The following is a 13,230-nucleotide window of genomic DNA, read 5'->3' on the forward strand; positions in this document are numbered from 1 at the left end:
GGCGCGTGCCCATTTTCCTTGCCCTTCGAGACGCGAGTTTCGATCGCTCCTCGGGATGAGGAAAATGGCGTCTCCCGTCGCTGCGTACAGCAGCGAAATCGCTAAAGTTTGCCCTTCCCCACGCATCTTTGCGCGATCTCGTTGAGCCGACGGCCGCGTTCAGCTTCGTCGGTGACGCCGACGAGCGCCTTGCTGCTCACCGCCTCTTGCGCCGTGCACTGGCAGGCGTCGTGGCAGATCTTGCCTTCTCCGCCCTCTTCAAAACAGCGCGCTTCACATGAGGCGACGAATTCCGTCGTGTCGACGGCTGGCGGCGCGAGATAGGCGAGTCCGAGCAGCAGCGCGAAAAGCGCCGGCTGATGCGCAAGATAGATGAGAAGGCTGTGGCGGCCGAGAAAGCCAAGGTTCTTCCCAAAAGGAAGGGCGCGCCCCTCAACCGGACGCTTCACATCCACTTTCTCTTTCTGGGAAAGGGTTCCGCGCCCCACGGCCACCCCAAGCAGCAGCGGGCCCGCCCATGGAAAGAGCGGCCGCCAGTCCTGGGTCAAGGGCTCGCTCGTCGAAAGGCCGAGCCATTGCAGCCAATCGGCGTTGAAGGAAGGAGACGCGAGAAACTCCGCGCCGGCGAGAAAGAAGACGCCGCCAACGAGCGCGATGGGCCAGGGCGCAAGCAGAAACGGGATTGCGATGAGGCTTGCGACGGCGATGCAATGCAGAATGCCGAAGAACACATAGGCGCTGGGAAAGAGGACATAGGTGCCCGCCGTCACCAGCGCGGCCGCCGCGACGATGATCGCGAAACGGCGCCAAAACGCCGGCCAGCGGATAGCGCTTCGATGCGCGAGCACCAGAGCGACGCCGGCGATGAAGAGGAAGGCGAAAGCGATCGAGTGCCCGAATATTTTCACAGGCGCCGACCAGGGAAGATTCGCCGGCGCGTAGCCGAAATGGGAAAGATCCCAGATCGAATGGAAGACGATCATCGCCAGAACGGCGACGCCGCGCGCGGCGTCGAGCGCCAGCCAACGGTTTTGCGTCATCGGCGCGCGGCGGCGGGAGCGCCCTGAAACTTGCTGAACGCCATGTCCGGCGCCGAGAGATTATGGCGCGACGGCAGATGGCGGCCGACCCATACTTCCGTCGCGCTGGCGCCAGGAAAGCGAATGACCGGCGCTTCCTCCCAGCCTTTGCCGCGCTTGTTGCGCCAGGCGACGATGGCGGCGTCGCTCATCGTCTCCATCGCGTACATCGACCGCAGCGCCGCGAAGGGCAGTCCGTTCGGCATGGCCTGGCTGAAAGACACGTCGAGCGTCAGGCGATCCTGGTCGACGTTTTTGAGCGTGACGCGGCCTTCGCCGCCGCGCTGGAATTTGAGGACGAAGGCGCGAGTTTCCGGTTCGAAGACGATTTCCTCGAGATCGACGATGGGCCGCTCCTGTTTTTCGACCGGCCCAACAAGAAAGGACGAACCGTAAGCCGTCCAACGCATGTCTTCGAAGGGCAGCGGCCGCGCCCGCCAATAGCCGTCTGGCGGGTAAAGCACCATGATCTCTTCGGCCCGCTCGCGATACCACATCCAGAGCTGGATGAGATGGAAGCCCCTCTCCACCGAATCGCCGACTCGGATCGGCACGTCGTTTGGCCGCCAGAAGGAGGGGAAGGTGTAGCCTGTCAGCCAGAATTCCGGCGTCTCCCAAAAGGTCTTGCGGCGCGCCTGCGAAAAGGCCTTGGGGTCCACGGTGAGATCGCAGCTCGACCAGTCCGGCGCCCAGCGGTCGGAGGCGATCGTGTTGATGTAAGAGGGATGCACCGCCTGGATTTGCAGGCTGCGCACGCGCGGGGAGATGAAGTCGAGCTCGATATTGTCCTTCTCGGCGCAGAGCTCCGGCGCCGAATTGTTCTCGACGCGCACTTGCAGCTCGTCGGGCGCCTCGGAAGGCTGCGCCAAGCCTGAGCTGGCGAAGGCCAAGCCCCCTGCTCCGAGGAGAAAGCGGCGGCGATCAAATGGCGTCGTCAAGCGGAAGATTCCTTGTTGCTTTTGAGGTCCTATCCCGCACAGCGCACGCGCGGCAAGCGTCGCGTGATTGGACGGACCGCAAAAGGCGAAAACAAGGAAGGCCGGCTCGGCGCGCTAAGCCAAGCCTCTGCTGTAGCCTTTAGAACGGGCCTCCGCCAAAGAGGAGCGCGAAGGGATTAGCTACTGCGTAGCCGCGGCCATAAGTCGAGCGCCCGCGCGACGCCGCATAGGCGCCGCCGCCTTCATGCCGAGCGCTGGCGTAGTAATGGCCGCGTGGCGGCGCGCCGGTGATGGAAATGCTGCCGCCTTCGCTCTGCACCATCTGATAGAGCATCGCGGCATGGCCGGGCGACAGGCGCACGCAGCCGTGCGACGCTGGCCGGCCCAGCATTCCCGTCTCATAGGACCCGTGGATCGCATAGCCGCCACGGAAGAAAATCGAGTGGGGCATTGGCGACATATGATATTTTCGCGAATAATGCATGGCCTGCATGCCTGTCGGCGCGAAGGAGCCGCGTGGCGTGGAATAGCCAGAACGGGCCGTCGACACCGGCCATGAATAGCTGCCCGACGAAGACTGGACATGCATGGTCTGCGTAGAAAGGTTGATGTGAATGTGGGTGGTGGCGTTCGCCGCGCCCACAGAGGCAAGAACAAGGATTGCTGGAGCGATGACCGGAAAACGCATGACGGACTCCTCACTCGACGCGCTAGCGACTTGGCCGGCGTTCATGCGCTGGCTTGGCGCTGCTTCAAACTAAATGAAGCGGTAAGCTTTGCCGGCAAGGCTCAATCGCGACACTTTGCGCAAACGCGCTTGGAGACCGGTGGCGAGACGCCCATGACGAGAGATTCGATATCGCGTATGCTTCGCGCAGCGCTATTCGCCTTCGCCGCGCCGGCGATGGTTAACGGCGCGCTGGCTCAGGACAAGGGCACGCTCGATCCAAAGCCCTTGCCGCCGCTCGCAAATCCTTCCAGTCCTGCGACGCCGGCGCGGGAATTGTTCGGCAGGGCGCAGGAGGCGGCGCCGCTGCGTCCAAATCCGATCGGGTTCTATTCGCGCGGCTGTCTCGCTGGCGGCGAGCCGCTGCCGATCAACGGTCCCAATTGGCAGGTGATGCGCCTGTCGCGCAACCGCAATTGGGGCCATCCCAATCTGATCGCCTTTTTGAAGCAGTTCTCGTCGAAAGCGTCGCGCGAGTCAGGCTGGCCGGGCCTGCTCATCGGCGATCTGTCGCAGCCGCGCGGCGGGCCGATGCTGACCGGTCACGCGTCGCATCAGATCGGCCTCGACGCCGACATATGGCTTACGCCGATGCCCAATCGCGAACTGACGCGAGAAGAGCGCGAAGACCTCATGGCGACGGACGTCGTGCGCGACGATGGTCTCGACGTTCGTTCCGACGTCTGGAGCCAGGGCCACATCGCTCTGATCCGCACGGCGGCGATGGACCCCGCCGTGCAGCGCATCTTCGTGAACGCCGCGATCAAACGCGCCCTATGCCGCGTGGCGCAGGGCGAAAGCTGGATGCGCAAGGTGCGGCCGATGTGGGGGCATAATTACCACTTCCATGTCCGGCTCTACTGTCCCGACGGCTCGAATTGCCGCGACCAGGACCCGACGCCGGCTGGCGATGGCTGCGACGCCTCGCTTGCCTGGTGGTTTTCGCAAGAGGCGCTTCGCCCGAGAACGCCGGGCGGCAAGAGCTGGCCGCCGATGACCATGGCGGGCCTGCCGGCCGCCTGCCGCGAGGTTTTGCGCGCGGAGTAGGCCTTCAGAGCAGGTTTTCGAAAAAGTTGACAGACTTTCTCGATGAGAACCTGCGCCAAACCTGATTCCATGTGATCGGGAAGCGCTCTAGTCGCAAGAGCCGAGCGGGCAAGCGATGCCCGTTCCGCCGAGGCCGCAGTAGCCGCCGGGGTTCTTGGCGAGATATTGCTGGTGATATTCCTCGGCGTAATAGAACGGCCGGCCCTCGGTGATCTCGGTGGTGATGTCGCCCAGATGAGCGCCGGTCAATACGCGTTGATACATGGCGCGCGACTCATTCGCGGCGGCGAGCTGCTCGGGCGTCGAAACATAAATCGCCGAGCGATATTGCGTGCCGAAGTCATTGCCCTGGCGCATGCCCTGGGTCGGATCATGGCCCTCCCAGAAGATGCGCAAGAGGTCGTCGAAGGCGATGGCCGGCGGCTGGTAGACGACGAGGACGACCTCCGCATGGCCGGTGCGGCCGCTGCAGACGTCGTCATAGGTCGGATTTTTCGTCACGCCGCCGGCATAGCCGACCGCCGTCACATAGACGCCTTCGCCGGCCTGCCAGAATTTGCGCTCTGCGCCCCAGAAACAGCCCATGCCGAAGAGGACCTGTTCCGACCCCAGCGGGAACGGCGGGTCAAGCGGATGGCCGTTGACGAAATGGCGCTTACCATGCGCGACAGGCGTGGCGTGGTCGGGAATGGGCCCGAGCAGCTTGGAGAGACCGAGTTCGTCGAAGATCGTCATGGCGCCGATATAGTGCTCGGCGTGAAAGGAAACTAGCGGCGGGCGTAATAGAGCGGCGCCTGGCGCCGGTGGCTGAGCAGGATCAAGAGAGCGCCGACGGCCCCAAAAGCGACGCTGACCGGGGCCAGCATCAGGGTGGTCAGGACGGGGTCCCACAGAAAGCCCGAGACATGTTCGACGCTCGACTGCATCGACTGGTAGAGGTTAGGAAAGACCGACGCCGTTCCCCTGTTGAGGCTCGTCACCATCACGCGTCCGGCGGCGATTGAGCGCGTGCCGTCGACGATGAGGGCGATGAAGCCGCCCGCGAGCAAGAGAAGGCCGATCAGTCTTGTGAGGAGTCGCAGCATGGTCTCTTCGTCGGATGGTCGAAGGTGGCGATCGTCGGAAAACGTGAGGAGAATAGGCGCCGCAGACGCGCCTGTCCATGCGCGGCGTTGCGTTTGAGGCGCGCGTGAATATATTGCGCGCTTCGCCGGAGGGGTGGCCGAGTGGTTGAAGGCGCACGCCTGGAAAGTGTGTATACGGGAAACCGTATCGCGGGTTCGAATCCCGCCCCCTCCGCCAGGGCCGCCGATTCCGCGCTATTCTGCGACGTAATCGCCGATTCGCCGGATGGGCGAAACAACGTTTGTTCGCCAGCCGCGGGACCGACTGCTTCGACCTCGCGCCAATCTGGTTAGCTCGTCTGAGACCACAGCGCCGGGCGCGGCCCGCCGCGCACATTTCCTACTGCGCCGAGAGTGGCTACAAAGTGAAGCATGAAGGCGTCTTTTGTCGCGCGAATGCGGCCCGCGAATAATCGCCAGTTAGGTCGATCTCCAAAATCTAGTTCAAAGGGAATGGCGTGATTCAGCGGTTCATATGGCTTGCTGTTGGCTATTGGAAAGGCCAAACGCGACGCACCGCGTGGTTTCTGTCGGTTGGATTTCTAATATGCCTCGTCGTCAACACTTACATGGCTCTGGCAGTGACCCGTTGGAGCAAGGGCTTTTTCGACGCGCTTCAAACTCATGAAGTCGATGAAGTGATTCAGGGGATTCTACGACTCGCAATCTTGGCCGTCGGCGTCGGTCTTGCTTCAATAGCTACAACTCAGTTTCGGATGAGACTTCAGGTCGGGTGGCGACTATGGCTTGCAGCATCCCTCATCGAGAAATGGCTGGCGAACGAGTCTCGCCAAGCATGCGCCATATCCCCAGCGATAGATAATCCTGAAGCGCGCATTGCCGACGACGGTCGGCTGGCCATCGAGCTTTTTGTCGATCTTGCGGGAGGCGTCATCAATATCTTTTTGGTATCGGCCGCCTTCATCATCGTTCTGTGGCAAGTCGGGGGATCATATAAGCTTATGGGCGTCGTCATACCCGGTTATCTGGTGCTCGCGGTCTTTATCTATTCTGTTATCACCTCGCTCGGCATGTGGGCGCTGGGACGGCCACTCGTGGCAAGCGTCGAAGAAAAGGCTGCGGCGGAGGGGAACTTCCGCTATGCGCTAACCCGCGCGCGTCACGAGTTCGAATCCAAAGCGACAGGGGAAGTCGACGAAGACACAGATCGGGATGTCGGCGATTACCTGCGTCACCCTGTCGTTAAGCAGGTTTCGATAATTCCAAATCGACTCCCCGAGATCGACGCCAAGGGCGGGAATCCCTTCGATAGATTTCTTCTTTTGCTCGCAAAGACTTGGGGACTCGTTATCCAGGGGCAGACAAAAATTGTTTTTTTAACGCATGCGAACAATCTTTTGGCTCCTGCGGTCCCCCTATTGCTGGGCGCCCCGAAATATCTTGCAGGTGATTTAACGCTCGGCGATCTGATGCAGGCCGCGGCCGCCTTTTTGCAGGTGCAGCTTTCCCTCAATTGGCTCGCCGACAACGCCCTCAGCATAGCGAACTGGTCGGCTTCGGCGCGACGCGTAGCGGCTCTTGACTTAGCGATCGACACGCCAACGGGCGAATAGCGCGAGCGCGCCGCGCAGTCACAATAGCGAGATGTGCTAACGTCCATAGTGCCGCGCAGCCATGAGGAGCGACGCACGTGGAACAGAGCGTCTCGAATTCCGGCGCTGAAAGACTCGCGCGTAAAACAACAGTCCAGGGTTATATCGACGAGCAGCCGCTGTGGGCCGACGGGACCGGCGCTCCCCCTTCGCCTTTGACGGGGATGCAGCTGCGCATCTGGTGGTTGTCGGTCGCCGGCAAGTTTTTCGAAGGGCTGGTCGTGTTCATGACCGGCGTCGCCCTGCCTCTGATCGTCAAGGAGTTCGGCCTCGGCGCCGCAGAACACGGCATGGTCGGCGCGGCGACATTGTTCGGCATTCTGATCGGCGCAAGCGCCTTAGGGGGACTGTCCGATCATTTCGGCCGCAAGCCGCTCTTCATTTTCGAAATGATATTGTTCGCCGTTTTTCTGGCGTTGATTGTCTTCACGCCCAACTTCCCATGGCTGATCATGTGCTTGTTCGGCATGGGACTGGCGCTCGGATGCGACTATCCGACCGCCCACCTCGTTATCTCCGAAAGCACGCCGACGCACAGCCGCGGCGCTTTGGTGCTTGCGGCGTTCGGATTCCAGGCGGCAGGCGCGCTGATCGGCACCGCCGTTGGCTACCTCATCCTGTCCGCTGATCCTGATCTGGAATCCTGGCGTTGGATGTACGCCACCGCCATCGTCCCGGCGGCGCTGGTCATCCTGGGACGGTTGTTCATCACCGAAAGCCCGCATTGGCTCGCCGTTCGCGGACGTCTGCGCGACGCCGAAACGACGCTCGGCCGGCTGTTGCAGCGCAAGCCGCGCTATCCGAACGACGTGCGGCTCTCCGCCGCCGCCGACATCACTAAGGCCAAGCGTTCGAGCGGCGGCTACGCCGATCTCTTTCGCGGCAAAAATCTGCGCGCGACCGTGCTCGCCTCCGTTCCCTGGTTCCTGCAGGACCTTGGAACCTATGGCATCGGCATTTTCACGCCGACCATTCTCGCCGCCGCCGTCGGCCACAAGCGCGAACATGCGCAAAGCGTGGCCGATCTCGTTTCCAACGATCTCATCGCCGCCAAGGGCGCGGCGTTCATCGACATCCTGTTGCTCGTCGGCGTCCTGGCGGCCGTGCTGCTCGCCGACCGTCTCGGCCGCATTCGGCTGCAGATCACGGGCTTCATTGGCTGCGCGATCGGCCTGTTCATTGCGGCTCAATCCGTCAACTTTGACGGCGCCGCGCGCATGACGCTCATCTTCGTCGGCTTCATGCTGTTCAATTTCATGATCAATCTCGGTCCCAACGCGCAGACCTATTTGATTGCCGGCGAGGTATTTCCGACCGCCATTCGCGGCAAGGGCGCGGGCTTCGCCGCGTCCTTCGCGAAGATCGGCGCCTGTTTGACAGCGTTCCTGTTCCCCATCCTGCTCGCTGATCTTGGCGCGTCGAGGCTTCTCTACATCCTGGTCGGGACGTCGCTCCTGGGCGCCCTCGTCACCTGGCTGTTCCGCATTGAGACGGCCGGCCTCAGTCTCGAAACGGTGGGCGCAGAAGCCGCGCAACAAACGTCCGTCGAGGAGCCGCGACAGGCGGCGGAGTAGCCGGCTGCTGATCGGGGGCGCCCGACACATCAGTCCGGCGGGAGTTGGCGCATGATCGAAGCGAGATCGATCCACACGTTCTCTCGGCTGATATTCTCAGCGTCAGTGAACTCAACGACGTGAAGCAATCGGAATTCAAGGGTACGGTTGCGGCCCTCCAGTCCGAACGGCCTGCCGGGCGCCCTGCCGGCCCAGATCGACTCGTCGACCATGAAGTTCTGGCCGTAGAGCCGCCTTACGCGCCGAACGCTGCCGTCGGCGAGATCGCGGAACGTGGCCTCGTAGAATTTGCGCGCTTCGTCGCGGCCACGTGATGGCCCGAGCGGCCAACCGACGATGTCATGCTCGACGTCGTCTGTGAGCGTCGCCAGCACGCCTTCGACGTCGTCGGAACTTTCGAAGGCGAAGTGCTCGTCCATTTTCTGGTCCATCTGCTGCGGAGTCAGCGGCATCCAACGTCTCCACAAGGTTGCGAGGTTGTGCTCGTAGAGAGACAAATTTCTCATATCAATATAAGCCTCTGCCCTAGCGTGCGCGCCACGCCCTTCGTTTGCCAGGCGCGGGGTCACGAACGCACTGTCCATGAGGCAACATGACCCGGCTTCGTTTGCACCGAGAGAGCCACCTCGTTCAACGCATCGGCTGGCTGCGCGCTGCGGTGCTCGGCGCCAATGACGGCATCGTCTCGACCGCAAGCCTGATCGTCGGCGTCGCCGCCGCGCAGGCGACGCGCAATGACGTGCTTCTCGCCGGCGCGGCCGGTTTGGTCGCCGGCGCCATGTCGATGGCTGCGGGCGAATATGTTTCGGTGAGCTCCCAATCCGATACCGAAAAGGCTGACCTCGCGCGCGAACGTAAGGAGTTGAGCGAGCAGATCGAACTCGAACGGGAGGAGCTTGCGCAGATTTACGTCGAGCGCGGCGTCGACCTTGAACTCGCGCGGCAAGTCGCTCAGCAGTTGATGGAGAAAGACGCGCTGACCGCGCATGCGCGCGACGAATTGGGAATGTCCGAGATTGTCGCTGCAAGGCCAGTGCAGGCGGCGGTGACGTCGGCCGTCACTTTCGCGGCGGGCGCCGCGTTGCCGCTCCTTATCGTATGGATCGCGCCGCGCGACGCCATCATCCCTCTCGTTTCGGTCGCGTCCTTAGGGTGCCTCGCGCTGCTTGGCGCAATCGGCGCGAGAACCGGCGGCGCCGCTGTTTTGCGCGCGACGGTCCGCGTGACATTTTGGGGCGCGTTGGCGCTCGCGCTGACGGCAGGCGTCGGCAAGATTTTCGGCATGGCCGTCTGAAGCGCGCGTTTGGCTTTTCACTGGAGCAAAACATGACTCGCTTGGCGGTTGCCGCAATCATTTGTCTGATGTTCATCGCAAGCAGCGCGGCCGTTGCGGAGGAACGCGCGCCTGCCGAAGTCGTGGCGGAAATCGCGCGAGCGACGAAAACCGCCGCGGGACAGCCGATCAACCTTCCACAAGGGCCTTTGGAGGTTGTGGCGTCGATTTACACTCTCACGCCTGGGGCGAGACTACCCGAACACAAGCATCCGTTTCAGCGATACGCCTATGTTCTTGAGGGCGCGCTGAGGGTCCAGCAGGCGGATTCCTCGTCACGCATCTACCGCGCCGGCGAATTCATCATCGAAAGCGTCGAACATTGGCATTACGGCGCGACGGTCGGCGACGCTGTGGTTAAACTGCTGGTGATCGACCAGGCGCCGCAAGGCGGCGAAGCCACGATCGAGCGGCCTCCAGCGCCCTAAGCGCTGCGAGGGCGGCTTGCCTCTCGTCACGGCAATGAGGCGAATGACGGCTAATGCACTTTTATCGTCAGATCCGTGCCGACGTTTCCGGTCTCGCCGCTCACTGGCTGGTCCGAGATGATGAGCGAACCGCCGGTCCATAGCCGCTCTGCGATCTTGTCTCGGACGTCCTTGGGAATATTGACGCGCTCCAAAGCCTCAGTGGCGCTCGCGCCAGAATTCCGCAAGTCCCACGACGCGCCGGTCTCCGCCGAGGCGGTCTTTCTGCGTTCGCTCGGTTCGTCGCCGAAACGAACCGGCATCGAAATGACCGACCATTTGAGAGAGGATCCATCCTCCTTCGGCGCCGTCGCAATGAAAAGATGCGATCCAAGCGGCGTGTCCGGATCGCGGATTTCAATCGGCGCGTCAAAAAGCGGCGACAGTCCCTGGCGAACATAGATTCGCCGCTCCTTCTTGCTGATGAGAATTGAGATCGGCATCACGCGCCGCTCGGCTTCTCTCTGCGCGGTTGTGGCGAGCGCGGAGGCGGCTCTCGCCTCATCCAAACGCTGCTCGGCGTCCTTCAGCTCGGCGCTCTTGGGAGCAAAAACGGTTCTTGCTTCTTTGAGCCTCGCTGTGGCCTCGTCGAACGCCGAGTGAGCGTTCGTCTTCGCCAACAGGGCTGCGTCCTCGGCGAGAAGCGCTTTTCCATAGGCTATCGTCAGGCGGTCGGCTTTGGCTTTGGCCTGCCCAGCGCCTGCCGGCGCTTCGCGCTCCGCAACCTCGGCGGGTTCACGTTGCCTGGCGGCTGACGCCGCCGCAGCCTCGTATGACTCATCGGCCGTATATGCCTTCCGCCACGCGGACGTTTGGGCGGCTTCGGCGGCGCTAAGCTCCGCCACGGAGCGCTTGGCTTCTTGTTGCTTGATCGCGACTTCGGCGGTCAAAGTCTTAACCGCCTTGCTCGTCGCAGCCGCCTCGGCCGCAGCTCTAGCCCTGAGTTGCTGAGCGTATTGGAGCGGATTTACGCCTGGTCGATTTGGGGCGATGGTCTTCGAGTCGACGGCCGCTGTATCGACTTTGGCTCCAGCGGCGTCAACTTTCGGCTGCTCGGTCTCTTGTTTGGCGACCCCGGCCGCTTCGACGATGGTTTCAGCTTTTGGCCGCTCCGCTTGTTCTTGCGGACTGACGGCGGTGGCGTCGGCCGTTGCGATCCGCAACGGATCGTCATCGGATACAGCTTTATTAGTGTCGGGCGCCTCGTCGCCAGCGCCGGCTTTGGACGCTTGTTCTTTGGGATCCGCGGCGCGCTCGTCAGCCGCAATGTCGGACGTCGGAACAGAATCTGCAGCCGGCGCCGCTTTGGCGGCGTTAGATGCTTCGCCGCCGGTTTCGGCCTTCGCTTGCTGTTGCTGTTGCGGGGCGACGGGAATCTGGTTTGCGGCTGGCGGATCGGTTTTCTCCGACTCGGCCGAAGCGTGCATTATTGGCTTGGGCAGCTGTGGGTGCTCGAATTCAACCGGACTCACTTCATGCGGCGAGATGACGACGCGCTCGCCGATCCTGGTCATGCCCCACAGCTTTGCGGCGAATGCCGCGGGCAGCCGTATGCAGCCGTGCGAGGCCGGATGTCCGGGCACGACTCCAAGATGCATCGCGATGCCCGACCATGTAACGCGCTGCATGAAGGGCATCGGCGCGCCAGAATAAATGTTCGATCGATGGTACCGTTCGCGGCCGATGATGGTGAAAATGCCCTTGGGCGTCGGATGTCCGGCAATGCCCGTGGAAATCGCCGAACGCGCGACGAGGCCGCGGTGGTTGTAAACGGATACGTGCTGGTCGGCGATCGACGCAACCATGAAGAGCGGCCGATCAAGCGTAGCCGCTTCAGGCTTGGCTTCGAGCGGAGATTTTGCGCCGACCGTTTCCGCGCCTTCGCCACGGGATTTTATTCGCGCCGCTGGATGGTGAGGTTCAGAATGGCGTCTCCAGTCGCGCGCTGGCTCGCGACGAGGCGCGCTGAATAATTCCCAGAAAGAGAAACCCTGCGCTGAGGCCGGCGCTGGCCCCAGGGCAAAGGCCGCTAGAGCGGCGGAGGCTGCTAGCGCCGATGAAAAAATTTTGGCGCGAGAGCGCCGTTGCAATTTCATGGCCCGCTCCAAACTGCGGTTGTGCGCCTTCAGTTTAAGGCTCATTTCTTATTCAAACCATAATAAGTGGCTAATGCGAGGCCATGGAAATTCAAGGGCTAAGCTTGAACTTTACTGAACAATCGGAAAAGTTCTAGCTTTGTAATGCATTGGCGACAACTCCCGCGACGGCAGCGAAAGCGGCGTCCGTCTCGTTCAACAGGCCCGGAAAGAAGCAGAAGCCGTGCGGCATGGCGTCCCCGATAAAATGCTCGACGCTGACGCCCGCCGCCTTCAATTTCACCGCAAAAGCGCGATTCTCGTCGATAAGCGGATCGCCCGTTCCGCTGACGATCAAGGTGCGCGGATAGCCGTTCAAATCAGCGAGCGCCGGACTTGCCCAGGGATGTCGCCAGTTTTCAAACTTCGTGAGATAGGCGGCGCGAACAAATCCCATGAAGGCTGCGTCGATCACGACGCCCGTCGGCGCCAGTCGTTCGAACGATTGAAATTTCTCGAAGTGAAAATCGGTCAGCGGACAGAAAAGCACGGCGGCGAGAATCGAAATTCGCTCCTGGCGAACTCTTAGCGGCAAGGCGGCTGCGAGATTGCCGCCTGCGGAATCTCCGCTGACCATTATGCGCGATGGGTCGCCGCCGATGTCGCCGCCCTTGTCGCGCATCCAGCGCAGAACCGCCATGCAATCGTCAAGGCCGGCGGGAAAGGGCCATTCAGGCGCCCAGCGATAATTGACGCTGACGACGATCACGTCGTTTTCGGCGGCGATCCGGCTGGTGACGTATGCCGTATCCTCGGATCGCCCGACGATGAAGCCGCCGCCATGCGCATAAAGCATCATCGGCTTCGGCGCTTTGCCCGGCGGCGTGAAACATTCGCAGCGGATCGGCCCCGCGTCTGAGGGAACCGCGAGCGCCGAAACCGAGACTTGCGGGTAAAGCGCCGCGGCGCTCGGCGGAAGTTCGGCCGGATCGATCATTACGCCCTCGCCCCGGTAGCAGGCGCGCACGGGCGCGATCATCATGTCTCGCATCGCGACCGGCGCGCGCAGCTTCGTCAGCACGCGATAGAAGGGCGCGGCCGGATCGCTTTCAGAGAAGCGGACGACTCCCGGTCCGTCAGTGCGCTCGTCCACGAAGAGGGGCGACGCAGCGGCGCGAGTGTCGGCGTCCCCCATCATTCCTTCTCCGAAATTCAAGCTCTCTTAGAACTCGGCGCACGGAGCCAAAAGCCGC

General features: G+C 62.3%; 13 protein-coding genes and 1 tRNA gene. 6 read left to right on the forward strand and 8 right to left on the reverse strand.

All coding sequences use genetic code 11. The features are described from left to right. Nucleotides 1-101: 101 nt before the first annotated feature. The 3 genes from FEV16_RS09195 to FEV16_RS09205 form a co-directional block, all read right to left on the reverse strand. Nucleotides 102-1,040 (reverse strand): heparan-alpha-glucosaminide N-acetyltransferase, encoded by a 939-nt coding sequence (locus tag FEV16_RS09195; RefSeq protein ID WP_138167329.1) that lies wholly within the window; start codon nt 1,038-1,040, stop codon nt 102-104. Beyond that, nucleotides 1,037-2,017 (reverse strand): hypothetical protein, encoded by a 981-nt coding sequence (locus FEV16_RS09200; RefSeq protein WP_138167330.1) that lies wholly within the window; start codon nt 2,015-2,017, stop codon nt 1,037-1,039. The genes FEV16_RS09195 and FEV16_RS09200 overlap by 4 nt, the downstream gene beginning before the upstream one ends. 139 nt (nt 2,018-2,156) lie before the next feature. Next, on the reverse strand, nt 2,157-2,705 hold the full coding sequence (locus FEV16_RS09205) for a L,D-transpeptidase (RefSeq protein WP_138167331.1): 549 nt from the start codon (nt 2,703-2,705) through the stop codon (nt 2,157-2,159). 153 nt (nt 2,706-2,858) lie between these two features. Between FEV16_RS09205 and mepA the strand changes: the two genes are divergently transcribed. Further along, nucleotides 2,859-3,791 carry a penicillin-insensitive murein endopeptidase gene (gene mepA, locus FEV16_RS09210; protein WP_138167332.1) on the forward strand — a complete coding sequence of 311 codons (933 nt, stop codon included), beginning with the start codon at nt 2,859-2,861 and terminating at the stop codon, nt 3,789-3,791. 87 nt (nt 3,792-3,878) lie between these two features. Here the strand turns inward: mepA and msrA are convergent, their stop codons facing one another. Together msrA and FEV16_RS09220 are read right to left on the reverse strand one after the other, a co-directional pair. After that, nucleotides 3,879-4,526 carry a peptide-methionine (S)-S-oxide reductase MsrA gene (gene msrA, locus FEV16_RS09215; RefSeq protein ID WP_138167333.1) on the reverse strand — a complete coding sequence of 216 codons (648 nt, stop codon included), beginning with the start codon at nt 4,524-4,526 and terminating at the stop codon, nt 3,879-3,881. A gap of 32 nt (nt 4,527-4,558) precedes the next feature. Beyond that, nucleotides 4,559-4,876 carry a hypothetical protein gene (locus FEV16_RS09220; RefSeq protein WP_138167334.1) on the reverse strand — a complete coding sequence of 106 codons (318 nt, stop codon included), beginning with the start codon at nt 4,874-4,876 and terminating at the stop codon, nt 4,559-4,561. Between the two features lie 127 nt (nt 4,877-5,003). Here FEV16_RS09220 and FEV16_RS09225 point away from each other — a divergent pair. The 3 genes from FEV16_RS09225 to FEV16_RS09235 all read left to right on the forward strand — a co-directional run bounded on the left by FEV16_RS09225 (nt 5,004) and on the right by FEV16_RS09235 (nt 8,102). Next, nucleotides 5,004-5,093, forward strand: a tRNA-Ser gene (locus FEV16_RS09225). Between the two features lie 280 nt (nt 5,094-5,373). Then, a complete protein-coding gene (locus FEV16_RS09230) occupies nt 5,374-6,489 on the forward strand; it encodes an SbmA/BacA-like family transporter (RefSeq protein WP_138167335.1) in 1,116 nt (371 codons plus the stop codon). Between the two features lie 77 nt (nt 6,490-6,566). Next, on the forward strand, nt 6,567-8,102 hold the full coding sequence (locus tag FEV16_RS09235) for an MFS transporter (protein WP_138167336.1): 1,536 nt from the start codon (nt 6,567-6,569) through the stop codon (nt 8,100-8,102). A 29-nt stretch (nt 8,103-8,131) separates the two neighbouring features. Here the strand turns inward: FEV16_RS09235 and FEV16_RS09240 are convergent, their stop codons facing one another. Next, nucleotides 8,132-8,554, reverse strand: a complete 423-nt coding sequence (locus FEV16_RS09240) for an ester cyclase (protein WP_138167337.1) — start codon at nt 8,552-8,554, stop codon at nt 8,132-8,134. Nucleotides 8,555-8,694: 140 nt separating this feature from the next. Here FEV16_RS09240 and FEV16_RS09245 point away from each other — a divergent pair, with 140 nt between their 5' ends. Together FEV16_RS09245 and FEV16_RS09250 are read left to right on the forward strand one after the other, a co-directional pair. Next, nucleotides 8,695-9,396 carry a VIT family protein gene (locus FEV16_RS09245; protein ID WP_138167338.1) on the forward strand — a complete coding sequence of 234 codons (702 nt, stop codon included), beginning with the start codon at nt 8,695-8,697 and terminating at the stop codon, nt 9,394-9,396. A 32-nt stretch (nt 9,397-9,428) separates the two neighbouring features. Next, nucleotides 9,429-9,863: a cupin domain-containing protein gene (locus FEV16_RS09250; protein WP_246657247.1), complete on the forward strand. Its 435-nt coding sequence runs from the start codon at nt 9,429-9,431 to the stop codon at nt 9,861-9,863. A gap of 50 nt (nt 9,864-9,913) precedes the next feature. On the opposite strand, the gene FEV16_RS09255 is transcribed toward FEV16_RS09250, so the two are convergent. Both FEV16_RS09255 and FEV16_RS09260 read right to left on the reverse strand, forming a co-directional pair. Continuing rightward, a complete protein-coding gene (locus FEV16_RS09255) occupies nt 9,914-11,998 on the reverse strand; it encodes a L,D-transpeptidase family protein (protein ID WP_138167339.1) in 2,085 nt (694 codons plus the stop codon). Nucleotides 11,999-12,131: 133 nt separating this feature from the next. After that, a complete protein-coding gene (locus FEV16_RS09260) occupies nt 12,132-13,175 on the reverse strand; it encodes an alpha/beta hydrolase (protein WP_246657248.1) in 1,044 nt (347 codons plus the stop codon). Nucleotides 13,176-13,230: the final 55 nt, after the last annotated feature.

The organism is Methylocystis sp. B8, assembly GCF_005771425.1.
In the GTDB taxonomy this organism is placed as follows: Bacteria; Pseudomonadota; Alphaproteobacteria; order Rhizobiales; family Beijerinckiaceae; genus Methylocystis.